Raw genomic sequence first — 16,960 nt, forward strand, 5'->3', positions numbered from 1 at the left:
ACTTGGCATCTCCTTTGTTATATTAGCACTTCTTTATCCGGGTTTAAAGCATTTTTTCATTAGTCGACTAAATTTCTCTGGATTGAAAAAAGTGAGAATATTCCGCCGTCCATCACTAACGCAAAAAAGCGCCGTTGCCACTGGTAGCAACAGCACTTTTTTTAATTGGACGTATACGATCCGCTTACGTTTTTCACCGAGCGCTTGCCAGAGCCGTCTTCGACAATGTTCACGTCTCCGTTGACTGTGTAAATGTCGATGTCGCCGCTGTCATCGGATATCGTCACGTTTCCTTTGTGACGCACAATTTTCATGTCACCCGACTGATCTTTGATCTCCACGTCGCCCCCGGTATCTTCCAGCAAAATATCGCCGGAGTCATCCTCGATCAGCTTGAGGGCAGTCGCGTTGTTGATTTTGATATCGCCGGACTGGTCATTGATCTGCACTTCGCCCGTGACATCTTTCAAGATGATATCACCCGAATCATCCTTGATCGTGAGCGCTCCCGCCAGTTTGGAGACATCAATATCCCCTGAGTCGTCCGTGATCGCTACCTTCAATGCGGAAGGAACCGTCACCTCGACGTTCAGCTCCAGACGCATTACGCCGAAATGACCAACTACATCGGAGGACAAATGAGCGACATTCCCGTCTTTGGTCAGCGTCACGATGATGTCTTCCGGCTTGATATTGGCTGACCTGGCGATGATGGCATCTACCTGGATCGAAGTTGCCTTGTCGTCTCCTTTTACAACCAAATTACCGGATTGATTGACGATCTCCAACGCCTCTATCGACTCGATTGGCAGATCCAGATGACGCTTTTCCTCCACCGTCTCCAGACTGCTGCTGCATCCCGCAAGCCCGAGAGCCAAAACCAAAAATCCAACTCCTATCCAACGTTTCATCTCTATCTCCCTCTATGCATCCAAGCTTGCTTGTTCTTGAAATCATTGTACTAGAGCGGCCTCAAGATAGCATCAGTCGCTGGAGTTGTTTTCCATCGGTCCCTAGACGGATGCGCTGTCGTTTACCCTGCTGCCGTTGCCTTCCAGCGGTTCGACTAGAGCTTTTTGCTCCCATACCCTGCTCCTCCAGCGGAAAAACATCATGACTCCGCGTATCCATTCATCGATCGCAACGGCCAGCCATACCCCCGCCAAGCCCAATTCGGTGTGAAACACTAGCACATAACCTAGCGGCAGACTGATTCCGACCATCGAAATCAGGCCCATATACACCGGAAACTGCGTGTCTCCTGCCGCACGCAAAGAGTTGATCAACACAATGTTGAAGACCCGCCCGGTTTCCAGCAAAATACTGAGCAAAATAATTTGCGAGCTGATCCGCAAAATTTCCGGATCAGTCGTGAACAAGCCCATGATCGGCTCGCGGAAAATGATGATAACCGTGTTGACTACAACGGTGTAAAGCAAGCCCCAGCGCAAGCTTTTCCACACGCGGCTATACGCTTCTTCGCGTCTGCCCGCACCTACAAGCCTGCCTGTTATAATCGCCGTGCCCATGCCGATTGCCAAGCTGAACAAATAAATAAACATGGAAAGATTGAGCACGTATTGCCGGGAAGCGAGCGACGACGCGCCCAAATACGTCACATAGTATAAAAAGACGGCCTGACAGCCATGATACATGATTTGCTCAACCGCGGAAGGAATGCCTACCTTGCAAATTTTGCTGACGTACGTCCATTTGATGGTAACATAGTCTTTGAATGCTACTTTGACTTCAATCAGACGGTAAAACGCCCAAAAATAGACGAGCAGCCCAAGCGCCCTGCTCAATACCGTAGAGATGGCAGCACCCTCTACCCCCAATGCCGGAAAACCAAAGTGCCCGAAGATCAGCAAGTAGTTCCCGATGACGTGCAGCACATTGATGCCGAGCGAGATATACATGCTCTCTTTTGTAAAGCTATACGTACGAATGACACTTGCCAATGTATTGATAATCGCCTGAATAAACAAGCTTCCCCCGACGATGATCATATACGACTGGGCCATCTGCAAAATCTGCCCTTGCAGATTGATGCGTTCGAGCAGTGCATTCCCAAACAAAACGAAGCTTACGCTGATTGCGATGCCGATCAGCAGATTCAACGTGACCGCAACCGCTCCGACTCTCGCTGCATCGACCATTTTTTTGGAGCCGATATACTGTGCGACCACAATCGAGGCGCCATGTCCTGCTACTTCCAAAATCAAAATGGCGATAAAAATAAATTGGTTGGCTGCCCCAACCGCCGATACAGCCGCGTCAGAAACGCCGCTCAGCATGAACGTATCCGTGATGCCGATCAGCATGAACAGAAACAGCTCTAAGAAGATCGGCCAAGTCAGCTTGAACAGATTGTACGCATTGCCATCTTGTTGACCTGTTTGCCGCTCGGCTACTGTCATATCCATACTTTCACCTATCCCATCTGGTCCTCTCTCTATGCATAGCGACATTTTACACCGTAACCCGCAATGCGCGGAGAAAACTCGACACTTTTTACAAGATCTTTATGAAAAGGGGGTCATACGATGGAAAAAGCCCGCCTGCCACAAGTGATACAGGCATTTCCTTGCTTCGCTCATGTGCCTTTGCCCGCCTGGTCGAACAACGAGATCTACGTGGAGCGCTTTTCTCCCCGGCTCGTGATGGGCGAGGGCCATCTGTTTGCCCATGCTGCCTTCGTCCTGGAAGGCAAAGTGCGCATCCACAAGATCAGTGAATCCGGGCGTGAAATTACGCTGTATCGCGTCACCCGTGGCGGCGTATGCGTCCTGATGATGGCAAGCATTCTCGGAGAGCTTGAATATGCGGCATCTGCCGAGCTGGAGGAAGAAACCGAGCTGTTGCTGCTGCCCGTCAAAGTGTTCAAGCAGTGGCTGGACGAGTACAAGGACGTGCGCCAGTTTATTTACAGCACGATGATCAAGCGAATGGCTTCCGTGACAACTTTGATGGAAAATATCGCTTTCAAACCGATTGATTACCGTCTGGCCGAATTTTTGCTCAGCTGCACTACTGAGTCTGACAATCAGTTGCTCATTACCCATGAGGCGATCGCGATTGAGCTGGGAACAGCCAGAGAAGTAGTCAGCCGTTCCCTCAAAGAGTTCGAATCGGCAGGCTGGATCAAGTTGGGCCGCGGGCGAATCACCAACATCGATCGGACCAGCCTGGCAAACCACCTGAAACATTTGTAGCCGTTATGTGCGCAAGTCACAGAAGCCAACGCCCTCTCTCCTCTACAATGGACATGAACGTGAAGTTACCCGTTACGAGAGGATGATGAAGGTGTCCAACACGCCGTCGTATTACGAAAAAGCAAACTTGTCCCGCATTCCCGACTTGATGAAGCTTGCCCCGGAAGCAGCCGCCTCCTATCTGGCGTTCGAGAAGCTGGTTTATCAGGACTCTCAGCATCTCGAGCGGAAAACAAAGGAGCTGATCGCGATTGCGGTCGCTCATGTTACGGGCTGCCCGTATTGCATCGACGTCCACGTAACAAAGTACAAAGCACTGGGCGGAACCATGGAAGAAATCATGGAGGCGTTGCTCGTAGCCGCCACAACCCGTGCCGGCGCCATTCTCAGCCACGGTGTCAATGCGCTTGCCGCCTATCGTGATGATCCTGCTTCTCCCCAATGCTTTTGCTGAATGAAAAGGCAACTGACCTCCCTTTTAATGATATTATCCCCTTTAAGTAGACAGTAAAAAGAAAGACCATTACTGTTTATTTGGAGGGGATATTCTTTATGGGGAAAATGACATACTCGCTTGAATTTAAGACACAAGTAGTGGAATGGTTTGAACAAGGAGCTACGTATAAACAAATTCAAGAAACCTACGGTTTGGATTTACGGATGTTCCGTAGATGGGTTAGAAAATACAGAGATCACGGTGTACAAGGATTGGTAGACCAAAGAGGCAAAGCCGGAGGGATGAGCATGGGAAGGCCTCGTAAAAACCCCATGGCTTCAGATGAAAGAATTAGGCGTCTTGAAGCGGAGGTAGAATTCTTAAAAAAGCTCTTAGAAGCCAGAAAGGGGGAAAGAAGAAGGATCAGGGAAAAACAGTAATTTTTCGGATTATTGCTGAGATGGCGGATCGTTATCCAGTTCTGTTACTATGCAAAATTGCTCAAGTATCAAAAAGTGGTTATTATAAGTGGCTGCACTTACAGAAGAACCCGACGAGAAAATACGCGGAAGACCAAGAGTTAAAAAAGCTGATTTTGCATTGTCATCAAGGGGTCAATGGAATATACGGATATCCTCGAATTAAGATGTGGCTATACCGGGTCCATGGCATTCGAATTAATCATAAGCGTGTGTACCGACTGATGAAAGAGTTGGGGATCCAATCACGTATTCGCAGGAAACGAAAGTATTATGGACGCAAAGAGCCAATCGTGATAACAGAAAACAAGTTGAACCGTGAGTTTGCTGCGTCACGACCTACTGAAAAATGGGCTACAGATATTACCTATATCATTTTTAACGGGAGACGGCTGTATCTGTCTGTCATTTACGACCTTTTCAATAATGAGGTAATTGCCTATAAAGTCAGCAAACAGAATGATTTATCCCTCGTCTTAGATACTGTGAAGGCAGCGACACAAAAAAGAGACGTGAATGGCGTCCTGCTACATAGCGATCAGGGAAGCCAGTACACGTCCAGAGCATATCAGAATCTATTACAAGCGTATAACATAACTCCAAGTATGTCGAGAAAAGGAAACTGCCTGGACAACGCTTGTATCGAAAGCTTTTTCAGCCACCTCAAAACAGAATGTATATATTTGGATTCCTTCGGAACCGAAGAAGAGGTGAATAAAGCAATCGAACGTTACATTCATTTTTACAATCACGAACGGATTCAAGCTCGTTTACGCAGTCTCAGCCCAGTTCAATACCGAGCTGAGGCTGCGTAAAGCAAGGGCTTGTTTTGAACTGTCCACTTGACGGGGATAAGACCATAACAAAGGGGGGCTTTTTTTCGTGAATTGTACAATTTTGCACAAAGATCGCTGAAATTTTCTAATAATAGGATTGCGACTATTTTCCTACCAATGTTATGGTTAAAGGTAGGGGCAAAGTAAAACAGGAAAACACACATCATACCGCTTCGACACAGGAGGTTTTATGGCTCGTATACTAATTGCCGATGACTCGATAGTTGTCCGGGAATACATCAGACTCATCCTACAACGGGCTGGACATCAAGTTATCGCAGAAGCGGCGAATGGACTAGACGCCTATCAGCAGTACAAAACGCATCAACCTGACGTAGTCATGATGGATATCAACATGCCAGGCATGAATGGTATCGAGACTGTCAAAAAAATTATCAGCACATTTCCCGATGCCAACATCATCATGATCAGCACCTACGGTTTAAAGCATTTGGTTTTTGAAGCCATCAACGCAGGAGCACGTCACTATATTACGAAGCCGATTGATGAAGAGCGCCTTTTGGATTCTATCCAGAACACCCTCTAAACATGCGGCCGATACACAAAAAAACTGAGGGGCTGCTCGGGCGCCTCAGTTTTTTTATGTTTTCTATCCTCGCAAAGTCTCGGCGTCGAGCGGAATCCGGAAGCAAAAGCACGTTCCTTTTCCCCGTTCGGAAATGACCTGCACTTCTCCGCCCAATCGCTCTACCTCTCGTTTGACAATCGGCAATCCCAAGCCTCTGCCCGAATAGATGTCTGCTTCTTCTTTTACACTGATCTGTTCTTCAAACAAGGAGCGTAGCCATTCTTCCTCTGTCCATCCTGCTCCAAAGCCTTGTTCCAGCCCATGCTGTTTGAGCTTTTCAAGGTCTACGCCTTTGCCGTCATCAGCTATGGTGATCAACAGCGAAGCATCCTCCTGCCAAATCCGGCAGCTGATCGTGCCTTTACTCGCCTTGCCGACCGCAAGCCGCTCACTTTCTGTTTCCAAACCGTGATCGATCGCGTTTGTAAAAACATGAACCAGGCTGCTCGCAAACGCCTCGAAGCGATCGTGATCCACCATGATCTCCTCCGCCTCCAGTCGAAGCGGAGCAACTGCTTTGTTCAGACGCTGGCCCAGTTCGACGACATAATCGTGATAGCGCTCGAACATGTCTTTGACTGGTTGCTGACGCAGCTCACGAACAAGCTGATCCACCCGGGCAGACAAGTCATCCGGCAACAAGTCTGTGACTTTGCTGATGAACTGCTCCCATCTGTCTCTTTCGATCGTCATGCCTTCCTCGACACTATCCAAAAAGTGATCGCCCAGCTTGTTGCGAATGATTTCCACGTCTTGCTGCATGGCTGCCTTGACTTGCTCAACAGGCAACTGATTGTGGAAAGCGTCGTCCATTCGCAGCCCTTGATGCTTTCCTTGCTCTAACAGCCACGTCTCCAAATCATGCAGCTTTTGCGGAGTCTCAATCAGATGGAACTGGCTGAAATCGCCTTTGAACTGATGAATTTGTTCCACAAGCTTGATCAGGCTTTCCGACTCCTCCATTCCTTCTGCGAAGTGCATTTTCCACCCTTCCGCAAAAAAAGTCGTGAAGGCGCGATACGCTTTTTGGAAAAGCGGCAAGCTTGTCGCCACAGTCAAAATCATGTTCAGCTTTTGCCATTCCTGCTCCATCTTGCTTTCCAGCGCTCTTTGCTCGCTCAAGTCAGTCAAAATCAGCATCAAACCTTCTGGCGAGTCACGCCGATCTTCGTGAATCGGTTTGCACTCCAGCTTGAGCGGCAGTTGGTTGATGCAAATTTCCGTAGGGAAGAGGCTTAAATAAAGCTCTTTTTGCCCCTGATCTTTTGTATCGAAATACTTTTCCAAAAGAGATTCGACAAACGCCTGCTCCTCCGGTCGATTCGGATACAGCAGACTGGCTACCGATTCCCCTGCCAGCTCTCTCCCGAACATCCGCAAACATTCCCGGCTGTACTCGGAATGGACAAGCATGTTTTTGGAAAACGACAGGAAGCCCTGGCCTGCATTGTTCAGCAAGTTTTTGTTCGCCTGCAACAGCGATTGAATCTCGGTCGTCCGTTCAGCGACGATCATCTCCAACGACTGGTTCCATTGTTCCAGCTGGTGATACAGGCGGGCATTTTCAATAAAGATCGCCATTTGCGAGAAGATCAGCCGCAGCGGTTCTGAGCGCTTTTCGTTGAAAACGTGCGTCGTCTCGTTGTTTTCCAGATAGATGACGCCGATCATCTTGCCCTGCTGCCACAGCGGCGAACACAAGATCGACTTGGGCTTGTTTTTCGTGATGTACGTGTCCCGGAAAAAGACGCCCTCTACGGAAGCATTGTGCAAAACGAGCATTTCTTCGGTGCGGATCGTGTAGTTCACTACGGCGACAGACAACATCCCGCTATGTTCATACGGCACCGATTGCATGATTTCCACATCGAGATCGACTGACCCCGCCGCTTCGATCACCCATTCGCTCTCGTTTTTCAGGATGAGAATCCCTTTCTCCGCTCCGGCGTTGCTCATAACCGTCCGCAGCATCGTAGCCAAAAGCAGTTCCAACCTGATCTCGCTCGCCATCGTCTGCGATGCCTTGATTACGCTCATCAGGTCGACGAGATCGGCCGACTGCTCTGTCGCAGCAAGCTCTGCCGATGCTTCCAGCCCTCTGCCGCGCTGCAACAGGTGCGGGTAGCGCTCCTCAATCTCCCTCGACTTCGCCAGAGCGCCCCACTGCATGTACGCCTCGTAAGCTTCGGTCATGTACACCCTGGCGATCGTTTCCATCCCCAGATCCAAATAATGATGGGCGGCAAGCTCTCCGGCAAGTGCCTCATTTTGCAAAAAGCCGTCCTTTTTCGCGAGTTGCAGCGCTTCGTCGTAAAGCTCGCCCGCCACCTGGCGCTCGCCGTTCACTCGCTTCCATTCGGCGCTCATCAGCAAGTATTTGTGCTGGAAGTTTTCCGGACAATGGGCAGCCCAGCTCTTCATTTTTTTCAAATGAGTCTTGATCTTTTTCGCATAGCGGATTTGCTCCCGGCGGTTGACGCGCTTGTACAGCTTCGTCAATGCCAGGGCATGCATGAATACATGCTGGCTGACCAGCACCTGGCCGCTGACGGACTCCATCCATTGCTCCGCTTCGCTCAGCAGCTTCGATGCCTCCTCGTAGTTGCCGTACATGAGGTGGACCATTGATTTGTAAAAGTGGTACATGTACCGCTTGTAGCTGGTGCCTTCCGCCTGCAAGCTGTCTACGTATTGAGTCTCATCGAAGCTGTCCCGGCAAAATACCGTCTGCTCTGCTCCCGTCCAGTGCGTAAACGTATTCAACGCCTGGCGCAACAACAGAAGACGATCGTCATGATCGACTACTTTCATCTGACAAATCAGATTGGCATACTCTTCAATCTGCTGCTCCAATTCCTCCAAAGGCAGCCCGCAATAGAGCATGGCTTCCAGCAAACCGTGCGCGTTATACGCCGCATAGATGTTTCCTCCGCCGTCCATTCCGAGCTGAATGGCTTTTTTCAGCAGCGGGATGTTCGTTCGGGCGTGATCGCACCAATGGTTGATCAACAGGGCAAACGCGCCGTACGCCTTGGTCATGGCAATCGGGTCGGCAAAGCCATCGGCTACCCGGCAAGCCAGTTGTCCGAACTCATACGCCTCACGGTAATTGCCAAATTGCGTACCGAGCACAATCCCGTAGCCCGTGTATCCGTTGGCAGATGCAACCGCGTTCCCGTGCACGAGCGACAAATGGAGCACCCGTAAAATCGTCAGGGCAAACCAGTTCGGATTGACGAAATACGAGGATGGTCCTGCATTGCTGATGATGCTCATCGCCATCTGGTAATTCTCTTCCGGCACATCTGGCAAGTACAGCAGCTCATCGATTTTGTGGCCTTTGAGCTTGCGCTTGATCTGCCACATTTCCTTGATAATATCTAACTTCCCGGGCTTGAAAGGAATGGGAACCTTGAGCAGTCCGAGCGCTTCACTGGCGATATCCACCACACGCGAAAAGTCGGCCAGACGGGTGTACATGTTAATTTGCAGCTCCAGGACGCGCACTCGCTCGCGGTTGGTCTTGGCGTGCGATAGCGCAAGGGAAAACAGCCGATTCGCATCTTCCATATGGTTGCACAAGTACGCTGTCTCGGCGTAGAGCGTGTACAGCTCCATCGACAGGTTGTGATGCTGGTCCCAGGCAGACTCCCCGAGGAACATCGTCCCGCGCTGAAAATACTGGAGGGCGGCGTCAAAGGCAGTAGAAGCCATCGCTTTTTGACCGGCAAGCAGGTGGCAATGAGCGACCTGTATCCTTTCCGCCGCATCCTCGATCATGTCCGCGCCCCGGTACATGTGCTCGCATATTTCAAACAGCAGCACCGCCTCGTAGGAACCGGACATGTCCCATATCATTCTCCCGAGCTTGACGTGTGCCTGTTTCTGCTCCTCTTCCGAAAGCGAGGAGTAGGCAGCCTGCTGGATGCGGTCGTGCACAAAGTTGAACTGGATCGTCACTTGCGACAGGTTCTCCTCTTCCTCTATCGCCGCATAGCTCAAATACTCCGCGCCTTCCAGCGGATAGATCAACCCTTCTTCCATGGCGGGCAAAATGTCCCGAATCGCTTCTGGCTCGTTCAAGCCCTGTGCTTTTGCCAGCATGCTCAAGTAAAAAGAGTTGCCCAGGCACGCCGCATAAGCCAACAGCTTCTGTGTCACCGCAGGCAAACGCCGTACTTTTTCCACGAGAAAATCTGCTACGTTCTCCGTTGTGTTGAGCTTCTCGATCTCCGCCAGCTCCCACTTCCAGCTCCGCTCCTCCGGGGAATACTGCAACAGCTTTTGATCGTACAAAGACTTGATAAATTGTCTGGAGTAAAACGGGTTGCCTGCCGTTTTTCGCATCAAAATCATCGCAAGCGGCTTCGTAACTTCAAGTTCTGTATGCAGTGCATCGGCCAGCATGGCATTAATTTGCGTGAGCCGCAGCGGCAACAGTGTAATTTGCCGCAACATCCTGCTCTTGACCCCAGCTTCTGTCAAAATCGCGACCAGAGGATTGATCGCTCCCCCATCCTGCTCGCGATAGGAGCAAACGAGCAGAAAATAGCTGAGCGGCAAGTCGGCGACAAGCTCGCGGATCAAAAACAGCGAAGAAGAATCGGCCCATTGCAGGTCGTCGAGAAACAACACTAACGGGTGCTCCGGTCTGGCCCAGATGCGAATAAATCTTTGCATGACCAGTTGAAAACGGTTTTTGGCCTCCGCCGCAGGCAGCTCCGGCACAGGCGGCTGCTTGCCGATCACAGCCACCAGTTGAGGAATGACATCCACGATGACCTGACCAAGCCCTTGCATCGCTTCGAGAATCGTCGCCCGCCACGTCGCAAGCTCTCTCTCATTGCCTGCCAAAAGCTGCTTGATCAAGTCCTGAAAGATTTGAATGATCGCGGAATAAGGCACGCCTTGACGATACTGGTCAAACTTGCCGGAAATAAACCGTCCTCTGCCTTTGAGGAAAACTTTTTGCGCCTCAAACACGAGAGCAGATTTCCCCACGCCCGCGCTGCCGCTCAACATGACCATGCGCGATGCTCCGTTCGACACTTCCTCAAACGTATCGATCAGCATCTGGATTTCCTGTTCCCGGCCGTAGAGCTTTTCCGGTATGTGCAAACGGTCAGCGCGGTCATGCTGCGCCAGTGGAAAGTGACCGATCGTTTCGTTTTTGGCAAGCTGGTCGAGACATTGCTGCAAGTCAGCCACCAGTCCAGCCATACTGAAATAACGGTCTTCCGTATTTTTGGACAAACACTTCATCACGATATCCGACAAAATTTGCGGAATGGACGGCTTTACTTGCGAAGGCGCCATCGGCTTTCGGGCCATGTGGGCATGAACCAGCTCAAGCATGTCCGACGTAAGAAAAGGCGGCTTCCCGGTCAAAAGCTCGTAAATCGTCACGCCAAACGAGTAAATATCTGTCCGGTAGTCCACCGTCCGATTCATCCTGCCGGTTTGCTCAGGCGATACGTAGCGCAAATTTCCCCGCCATTCTTTCGGGTTCATCACGCCTTGATATTCCTGATATCGCCTCGTCGCCAAGCCAAAGTTGATCAGCTTGACCTCGTACGTATCCGGGTGGATCAGTATATGAGCGGGATTGATGTCTTTGTGGATAATTCGCTGCTGATGAATTTCCTCGATGCATGTAGCGATGCGGATCGAAATGGTCAGGATGTCTTTTAGCGACAGCTCTTTCATTTTGCTCAGCAAGGAGAGCGGCACTCCCCCGAAGTCTTCCGTGATCAGCGCAGTCTCCCGATTGTGATCAATCAATTCGACAGCATTCTCCACCGCGTATGATTCGAGAGATTGCAAGATGCGGTACTCGTGTTTCAGTCTCCAAAGCGACTCCTTGTGCGTGGGACCCTCACGTGGCTTTTTAATGATGACGGGCAGGTTATCGCTGTTTCTGAACCCACGATAAAATCCCATATTTGAATGCGTCGAGAGAAACTCTGTCACTCTGTATCCTGGAATCACGATCATGCCGCTCATACTATCCACTCCATCTAGGTAGAACATCCTATCATTTATGTTGTTGCTTCAGGTCAAATAATCTATATTGAATATATATTCTGTCATAAACTGCTATTTTTCTACTAATACTTATGGAGGTATCTCTATGGCAAAGTTGAGTCGTAGCGTAAGTAACCCTTACACCAATGAGACAGTCACTTTTCTGAAAACAACAGAAGAAACCAAGGGGGAATATTTGCTTTTCCGAACAGACCTGCCGCCTGACAATGGAATTTTTCTACATTATCATACCGAACTTACGGAAACCTTTGAAGGGATAAGCGGAAATTTAGAGGTAACAATTGACGGAAAAAAAATCATTTTGAAGCCGGGAGAGACTTTGGACATCCCTCGCGACCATATTCACGGCTTTTACAATCCTTCAAAAGAGTTCATCAGCTTCACCGCGGAAATCCGTCCTGCCGGCACTTTCGAGTCGTTTGTCCGTTGCGGATACGGCCTGGATACGGACGGTCGCAGCTTCTACATGCCATTTTTGAAGCAGTACCTGCCTAAAAACATTTTGCTCTTGGGCACTCTGTTCAAAATGGGGGAATTTTATGTTCCCTACCTGCCTCTTTTCCTGCAAAAAGCGCTGTTCGGTTTACTGGCAAAGCTGGCGCATTGGACAGGCGCCGACAAGTCGCTGGAAAAATACTACATTGGCACTGTCGAAGACGCCCTGCCCGAGCAACCGCTGCAAAAAACACCCTGACTGTTCATTCCAGTAGGGTGTCTGCAAATGTTGATTCTTTTCACACATTCCTAGCTCATCGAGCACTACCGGTTCAGTGATTGAATTTGCCTTGATACCTCCATGATAGCAAAACACTGTACCTATTTCCAATGCTTCAAATTTTTTCTAGGACTGATTTACCAGTTTGCTCTCGCTAAACAAACCGGGAAATCAGTCCTGTTTCCCAATGAAAGCACGTTCAGCCAGGCAGCATGTCTCTATGGCGCCGTCGGCTTATCCGTACTCTCTAGGTCTTGCGTTCCGTTTTCTGCTGTTTTTTGTCGAACGGGCTGAATATGCGGCTCCTCCAGCATGAGTCGGTAGGCGGGAACGTATTCGGCCTGGACTACATCCGGGACGGGCTGCTCAGTCACCGGCTTTTCCTGCGGAAGCTCCGGCTCCGTCAGCGGCTTCTGCTGCGAGAGCATGTACCCTGCCACGGCGCCTGCCCCCATCAGGACGACGACAGCGGAAAGCATCAGCTTTTTGTGCCGAAACAGCTTGGCTAACGGATTGGCTGTCTCGCTGCGCACCTCTTCAAGCAGTTTGCGAAAATCGGCATGACGTAACGCGGACCAGCGCTTGCGCCATTCTTTGTTGCGCAGCCTTTCTGCCTTGTTTTCCAGAAAAAGCTGCCTGAGAGCAAGACGATAGGCTGGCAACAGCTGCTTGCCTTCGAAAAACAGGCGCTGTGCCAACGTCCATTGCACAAACGAGAACAGCGTTTCTTCCCCGCCGTGTTTTTGGACAAAGTCGAGCATCTCGGTGAACTGAAAGCCGTCCTGGCCAAAGCGGTCTTCATGGTAAAAGACGAGCGGCACGTGCGCGAAGTCTTCCGTATCGAGTGGCGAAGCCAGCATGTTTTGAATGATTCGCTGCTGGATTCTCACCTCTTCTCGCTCCCACTTGCGGAAAAACTCGGTCGGGTGCAGAACCCCCTTCGTTTCCCGCAGTTGGGCTACATTCATGAGCATCTCCTGCTTTTGCCTGCTCGCTACGTCCAGCGTGCCGAAGAAGCTTTGCGGCTTTTCCTCCAGGAGCGCGATCATCTTCTGAAAGTCGTCTCTCGACAGCTTCTCCAGGTCAATCAGCTTCAAAAGCGACTTGTCCAGCTCGTCCAGCAACGAATCAGCAAGGTTTCGCGCGCCGTCCAGGTTATCGAAAAACTGGTGAATGGCTATTGCGGTATCCAGCTTGTTTTTTTCACGCGCGAACAAGCGAAGCAACTTCTCGGTCGTCTCTGCCGCGAAAAAGGCATGGCGCATCGCTTCCGGGGCCATCTGCGCCCAAAAGCGGATTTCTCCCAGCATGCTGTCCATCGTCGTCACAGCCGCAAGCCGCTCGCTGAAATACCGTTCGAACAGCGACTTGATCAATGGCTCGGATTGGAAAATCGTCTTCATCGTCATGCCAAACAGCTCAGGGCTGGCAGCCAGATGCTTGAACACGTCCGACAAAAGCCCGCGCTGTCCCGCTGCTTGCGCTCGCATCAGCACATTCAGCAAGTAGCGAACCATGTCCACGCGCAGACGATCCTGCTTGCTCGCATCACTTGATTCGATCATCTGCCGGATCGTCTCGCCGTCGGGCAGCTTCTTCTCGGCAAGCGCTTCTACCTCGATGCGAAACAGCAACAGTTGCAAATCATGCAGCCGCTTGTTTTTCATAAGACCAGGGTGGCGCAAATAACTCACCAGCGCCTGCCATACCCCTGCCCGATTTTTTTCATAGACAGCCGTCCGTCCTTTTTCGATCAAGTAGAGCGCACACAGCTCGTAATACGTGCGCAACTGCAAAGCCAGCGACTGATCAGCCCCCGCAAGCACTTCCTCGCAAAACGCATGGAATTGGGCAAGCGCCTGCGGCTCATTCACATTTTCCCAGGCAAAATCGAGATATTCGTGTCCGCCATCCTGCAAGTCGACGTTTTGCACCCGTCCAAGCGCCAAATCAAACAAAAAGTCCTTGTCGCTATGTCCGCCGCCCGGGCGAATGCTGCCTTTTTCCACGAACATGACGTGAATATGCTTCTTGCTTTGCGGCTCGCTGCTGTATGTGAGAAAGCCAAAATGTCTGCGCAGCTCGTAAGGCAAGCAGTTGTACAATACTTCCAGCAGTTGGCTTGCCCTGGTTGCGGCTTCGCTGATGTCGACATCGAGACTGATGAACACCTTTTTCTTCGCTGTGAGCGAGGTCATGACGGCATAGAGCAACTGTTTGAAAAGCCGCTCGTCAATCCCGAGCTGCCCAAGCAGCCGCTTCCGGTCAACCGTCAAGTCTGGCTGCCCTGGAAGATCGTCTACAGCAGGCAAGTCTTTGCCGTGCGCGTCATCGTGGCTGCTCGCGAACGAGCGCACCCCGAAAACTTTCTCCGGCTTCGCAATAAACTCGTCCCGTCGCGCGGCAGGAATGACGTAGTTGTGGCTGAAAAACGTATTTCGCTGGCCGGTAAAATCAGCTCCGACAAACACGCTTCTGCCCAGAACCATCTCTCCCGACTCTGCGTGAAAGCAAACGAGTGCTTCCGGGTAGGAAGACAGCTCGCCCTCCCCCCGCTCCTGAAGCTGTCTGGGCGCATCGTATACGCAAAAAGGGTGCAGTGTCTTCTTGATAAATTGGTTGTCCAGCCCCGGCGTCCTGGCCACGGTATCGTAGCCTTCGTTTGAACGGAAAACACCCTGTCGCCCGCGTGTGTAGTATTGCTGCAAAATGGGCTGACGGTTCACTACCGCTCCCTCCCCTCGATGTAATCAAGCTGATGCATCAACCAGATAAACGGCTCGTCCACACGGATTGGTGTCACGACACCGCTCACCTTTTGATTGACCGGATTGCTGCCCAGCGCTGATACAGCGAAGTAGGCCGTATTGGTAAAGTAGACCTCCAGCGCGTCTTTGAACGGCCGATCCACTTTCTCGATAAAACGGCTGATTTCCCCGTTGATGTTCTCAAACTCAGCCGTGTTCAAATATTCCTCATGCACGAAATTGCGGAACACGTTGCTGTTGGACTTGATATACTCGCCGTCCTCTTCCTTGATCAGATGCAGCATATCGCTTTTCGTCAGCACCACAGCTGTCGGAATATCCGTCTTGCTTTGCTCCTGGTAGCCAATGAAGTTCTCAAACAAGGTGATGACAACCTCGCGCGGCTCGTCGTATCGCGCGGTGAACTCGCCCGGTTCATCCCCGGCTCTGAGCATGACGCGGTCACGAATCGTCCTGATTTGCAACGGATCGACGAGAAACAGGATGCCGGACGAATTTTTCACGTGGGCGGCATACAGCTCCAAATACTCGCGATCGACCATTCCTTCACCGGCAACGTCGAAAAAGACGAGAATCAACGGCGCCTTCTGGCTGTCCTTGAAAATGAACTGAAAAATGAACGGCTCCTGCCGCTTCTCTTTTTGCGTGGAATCGAGAAGCTGGCCGCGCTCGAACAGCGGTGCCTCGTAGTTTTCGCGGAACTTCCGGCTGATTTGGGCATTGAGCGGCATGCAGGCAGCCTGGAAGCGGTTCGCTGTCGAGTTTTGCAGCGTATGGATCAGAGACGTCATATAAACCGATTTGCCCACCTGGGAAGCTCCGACAATCGAGATGATGTTGCTCGGTGCTTTACCCGCTGTAATCGGCAGCTCATTGTGGCACTTGGGGCACAGTCTGCGCTTGGAAACCATCCCGTACCGATCGGTTACACCGACAAGCACCTGATCGACATACTGATGATTTTCCGGCGGAATCGACTCCGGATCGATGACCGCTTCCAGCTCGTCGATGGCATCCAGCCCGAATTTGTCCCGGTACGCATTGAGAATCTCGTCCTCTTGCAGGGCGTAGTCCTCGTCGTCCTGACGGTAGTGGGTTGCCCGGAACACCACCTCTTCAGGGCCGTATTTGGCAAAGCAGTACGGGCAGACGATATCGTAAAAAGGCAACCGCTCGTTCACTTGCGGCTTTTTCTCAAACATGTTTTTCAAAAACGACAGCATGGCTTCATCCTCCTATTCAGGAATCAGTTCGTACATTTCCCCGTATTTTTTCCCGTCCGTAAAAAAGAGGCGGATGACGTCCGTTTTCCTGACCTCGATTTCTGGCAGCAGATTAACCCCTGGAGCCAAATCCCGAATAAACGGGTACTGCATTCCGTCATCCTTGTGAGCAGGTGGAGAGCCTTCCTTTTTCACATAGCACAAAACGTCTTTGGCAATCGGTATCTCCGAAAAAATCCGGATTTGCAAGGCTTGCTGCTTGCGAAACCAGCTACCGCTGCGCTTGAATGAGTAGTAGATTTTTGCCTTCCCCGTACTGACATGAATCACATGAGCGTCACCTTGCGGAACAAGCAGGATCGGCTTGCCGTTTTCCAGGCGGCAAGGAAAGATGCGATACGTGTACCTGCCGATGCCATCCGCCTTTTCACACAGCCCTTTGTGCACCTTGTACTCCTCGCGCGTGTACAGCTTCCATTCGTGCGCTTCGATCAAGCTGACATCAAACGGCGCGCCGAACAAAGACTTGTGCACATAGACGCAAGGGACGTCTTGCCCCCAATGCCAGTTCAGCACGAAGTCACTCCCCTGCTGCTGGCACGTGACGTTTTTGATCAAGGCTTCCGTTGTTTCCTCCCGATTGATCATCGTTCA

Annotated in this window: 12 protein-coding genes; 6 read left to right on the forward strand and 6 right to left on the reverse strand. The window is 51.0% G+C overall.

What is annotated here, in order from left to right:
* Positions 1–161: 161 nt before the first annotated feature.
* Positions 162–911, reverse strand: a complete 750-nt coding sequence (locus tag HP435_RS27540) for a DUF4097 family beta strand repeat-containing protein (RefSeq protein WP_122962423.1) — start codon at positions 909–911, stop codon at positions 162–164.
* A gap of 102 nt (positions 912–1,013) precedes the next feature.
* A complete protein-coding gene (locus HP435_RS27545) occupies positions 1,014–2,426 on the reverse strand; it encodes an MATE family efflux transporter (protein WP_173597290.1) in 1,413 nt (470 codons plus the stop codon).
* Between the two features lie 120 nt (positions 2,427–2,546).
* On the opposite strand from HP435_RS27545, the gene HP435_RS27550 reads away from it, so the two are divergent.
* The 5 genes from HP435_RS27550 (at position 2,547) to HP435_RS27570 (ending at position 5,513) form a co-directional block, all read left to right on the forward strand.
* Positions 2,547–3,215, forward strand: coding sequence for a Crp/Fnr family transcriptional regulator (locus HP435_RS27550; RefSeq protein ID WP_122962421.1), 669 nt, complete (start codon positions 2,547–2,549; stop codon positions 3,213–3,215).
* 91 nt (positions 3,216–3,306) lie between these two features.
* On the forward strand, positions 3,307–3,669 hold the full coding sequence (locus HP435_RS27555; protein WP_122962420.1) for a carboxymuconolactone decarboxylase family protein: 363 nt from the start codon (positions 3,307–3,309) through the stop codon (positions 3,667–3,669).
* A 98-nt stretch (positions 3,670–3,767) separates the two neighbouring features.
* A complete protein-coding gene (locus tag HP435_RS27560; RefSeq protein ID WP_173600266.1) occupies positions 3,768–4,091 on the forward strand; it encodes a helix-turn-helix domain-containing protein in 324 nt (107 codons plus the stop codon).
* Positions 4,028–4,945 (forward strand): IS3 family transposase, encoded by a 918-nt coding sequence (locus HP435_RS27565; protein ID WP_173600267.1) that lies wholly within the window; start codon positions 4,028–4,030, stop codon positions 4,943–4,945. The genes HP435_RS27560 and HP435_RS27565 overlap by 64 nt, the downstream gene beginning before the upstream one ends.
* A 211-nt stretch (positions 4,946–5,156) precedes the next feature.
* Complete coding sequence (locus HP435_RS27570; protein WP_122962419.1) at positions 5,157–5,513, forward strand: response regulator; 357 nt, start codon at positions 5,157–5,159, stop codon at positions 5,511–5,513.
* A gap of 63 nt (positions 5,514–5,576) precedes the next feature.
* Here HP435_RS27570 and HP435_RS27575 read toward each other — a convergent pair whose 3' ends face one another.
* On the reverse strand, positions 5,577–11,558 hold the full coding sequence (locus HP435_RS27575) for an AAA family ATPase (protein WP_173600087.1): 5,982 nt from the start codon (positions 11,556–11,558) through the stop codon (positions 5,577–5,579).
* 67 nt (positions 11,559–11,625) lie between these two features.
* Between HP435_RS27575 and HP435_RS27580 the strand changes: the two genes are divergently transcribed.
* Positions 11,626–12,294, forward strand: a complete 669-nt coding sequence (locus HP435_RS27580; RefSeq protein ID WP_229049770.1) for a cupin domain-containing protein — start codon at positions 11,626–11,628, stop codon at positions 12,292–12,294.
* Positions 12,295–12,533: 239 nt separating this feature from the next.
* Here the strand turns inward: HP435_RS27580 and HP435_RS27585 are convergent, their stop codons facing one another.
* The 3 genes from HP435_RS27585 to HP435_RS27595 are packed head-to-tail and all read right to left on the reverse strand — an operon-like array spanning position 12,534 to position 16,954.
* On the reverse strand, positions 12,534–15,041 hold the full coding sequence (locus HP435_RS27585) for a GAP1-N2 domain-containing protein (RefSeq protein ID WP_173600086.1): 2,508 nt from the start codon (positions 15,039–15,041) through the stop codon (positions 12,534–12,536).
* Positions 15,041–16,306, reverse strand: coding sequence for a TRAFAC clade GTPase domain-containing protein (locus tag HP435_RS27590; RefSeq protein WP_173600085.1), 1,266 nt, complete (start codon positions 16,304–16,306; stop codon positions 15,041–15,043). The genes HP435_RS27585 and HP435_RS27590 overlap by 1 nt, the downstream gene beginning before the upstream one ends.
* A gap of 12 nt (positions 16,307–16,318) precedes the next feature.
* A complete protein-coding gene (locus tag HP435_RS27595; protein ID WP_122962414.1) occupies positions 16,319–16,954 on the reverse strand; it encodes a beta-mannanase in 636 nt (211 codons plus the stop codon).
* Between the last annotated feature and the right edge of the window lie 6 nt (positions 16,955–16,960).

The sequence above is a fragment of the Brevibacillus sp. HD3.3A genome (genome assembly GCF_013284375.2).
In the GTDB taxonomy this organism is placed as follows: Bacteria; Bacillota; Bacilli; order Brevibacillales; family Brevibacillaceae; genus Brevibacillus; species Brevibacillus parabrevis.